The sequence below is a fragment of the Phytoactinopolyspora endophytica genome (assembly GCF_004138495.1).
In the GTDB taxonomy this organism is placed as follows: domain Bacteria; phylum Actinomycetota; class Actinomycetes; order Jiangellales; family Jiangellaceae; genus Phytoactinopolyspora; species Phytoactinopolyspora endophytica.
This window is the reverse complement of sequence record NZ_ML142886.1, coordinates 1-2,036: the sequence shown is the minus strand read 5'-3', so window position 1 is coordinate 2,036 and position 2,036 is coordinate 1. Positions and strand designations below refer to the sequence as shown.

Here is a 2,036-nt window from a genome sequence, read left to right as displayed (position 1 = left end):
GCGTAAGCGCCAACGCCGGCTGAACGGGATCGACGAGGTCGTGTTGTCGTTGACGGCCAAGGGTCTGACCACGGGTGAGGTGGCGGCGCACTTCGACGACGTGTACGGGGCGAAGGTGTCCAAGGATACGATCTCGCGGATCACCGACAAGTGTCGGCGTACGACCTCACGTGTAGGTCTTGGTACGACCTGACGTGTCGGTGGCCCGGTGGGTCATTGGTTATTATGCCTGGGGTTGTTGATCATCGTTGGGTGGTTGTTCGAGGTTGGCGAGACGGTCCTTCAGACGCCAGCTGGGGCCGTTGATGGTGATGACGTCGCAGTGGTGCAGGAATCGGTCGAGGATGGCGGTGGCGAGGACCTCGTCGGTGAAGATCGTTCCCCATTCTGTGAAGGCTTTATTGCTGGTGATGATCGTGGAGCTCTTCTCGTATCGGCGGGATATGAGGTGGAAGACGAGGTTGGCGTCGACGCGGTCTAGCGGCCGGTATCCGACCTCGTCAATGATCAGCAGGGCCGATCGCAGGAACGGGCGCATCTGGTTGTCGAGTCTGCCGGCAGCATCGGCGGCCCGGAGTTTGGTGACGAGGTGGTCCAGGCTGGTGAAGTAGACGCAGTACCCGGCTTGGCAGGCGGCGACGCCGAGGGACACCGCGAGGTGAGTTTTGCCCGTTCCGGGCGGGCCGAGCAGGGCGATGTTGGACTGGTGCTCGATGAACTCGAGGGTGGCCAGGTCACGGATCTTGCGGACGTCGAGGTCGGGTTGGAAGGTGAAGTCGAACTCGTCGACGGTTTTCTGGTGCGGCAGCCGGGCGAGGCGGAGTTGGTTACGGAAGCGTCGGTCGTCTTTGACGCCGGCTTCTTCACCGGTGACGAGGTCGAGGAAGTCCAGGTAGCCCATCTGTTTGGTGTCGGCGCGTGTGACCAGGTCGGTGAGGTTATCGGCAAGGTGGGGCAGGCCGAGCTTGGTCGCGGCGTCACGGACACGGGTAGCGGTGAGTTCACTCACGATAGTGCTCCTAAAAGTGGGGGTTGGCGGCTGCGCCCCTGGTCACAGGCGTTTCGGGGGTGGGTCAGCGGGGCCGGGCAGACGATGAATGGTTGACCACCGCCCAAAGCGCATGCGGGGCGCAGCCACCGATGGGTGGTGAAAGAGGGGGGCTGGTCAGCCTGTGGTGCGGGCACCGTCGCAGCGCCGGTAATGGCTGGCGCGGCTCATCGATTCTCCTCCCGCTTGATGTCCCCGACGCCGGCGGCATCGGCATAGTCGCTCAACGCTCGGCGCGCGACGTCAGCACTCGCGGCCGGGTTGGCTGCGAGCAGCGCCGACAACGGATTCGTCGACCTGAGCCCGTCCGCAGTCGCAGCGTCGTTGACGGCGGGAGTGTCGTGTTCGACGACGGTGGCGCGGGTGTGACCGTCAGCCAGGCCGTCCCAGTGCGTCTCGTCGACCATCCACGACCCCGACCGTGGCGCGCGAGCGTGCACGGCCAGGATGCCGCCGCCATCAGTATCGAGGGCGTGGATGGCGACGGTGTCGGCGCTGGCGCGGACCTGCACGTACTGCCCAGCCCGCACCATGCGGGCGGGCACTGAGTACAGGCTGGCGTCGAACGAGATCAGGCAGTCTTTGCCGACCCGGCGTAGATGCTGGTCGGCGACCACGTACGGCAGGACCGGCAGCGCCCGCAGCGCCGCCCGGTCAGCCTCAGCGCGCACCCCGATCACCTGCCCGTGGGTGCGATGCACCTGGCCACGGCGGATCGGCACCCACACGGCGAACGCGGCGTTCATCTGCTCAACAGCATCGAAACTACGCCCGGCAAGGACGTGATCACGCACGATCTCGACCTGGCGTTCGCACCTGCCCTTCCCGGTCGGGCGATACGCCGCGAGCACATCGATCTCGAAGCCGTAGTGTGCGGCGAACGCGGCCGCTTCCGGGTGCAGCGGCACCGCCTTGCCCGGCCCGACGTGGCGTTTCACCACGGTCTTGGTGCGGTCATACACGATCGAGGCGGGTACCCCTCTGATAT

2 protein-coding genes and 1 pseudogene are annotated in these 2,036 nt (G+C 65.7%); 1 reads left to right on the top strand and 2 read right to left on the bottom strand.

Annotated features, from left to right (window positions below; all coding sequences use genetic code 11):
• Positions 1-151, top strand: a pseudogene (locus tag ELR45_RS41950) (transposase); the annotation flags it as partial.
• A 72-nt stretch (positions 152-223) separates the two neighbouring features.
• Here the strand turns inward: ELR45_RS41950 and istB are convergent.
• Positions 224-1,009, bottom strand: a complete 786-nt coding sequence (gene istB / locus ELR45_RS33890; RefSeq protein ID WP_129670220.1) for an IS21-like element helper ATPase IstB — start codon at positions 1,007-1,009, stop codon at positions 224-226.
• Between the two features lie 206 nt (positions 1,010-1,215).
• The coding region (locus tag ELR45_RS33885) for a Mu transposase domain-containing protein (protein ID WP_420814008.1) at positions 1,216-2,036 on the bottom strand (821 nt) is incomplete at its 5' end.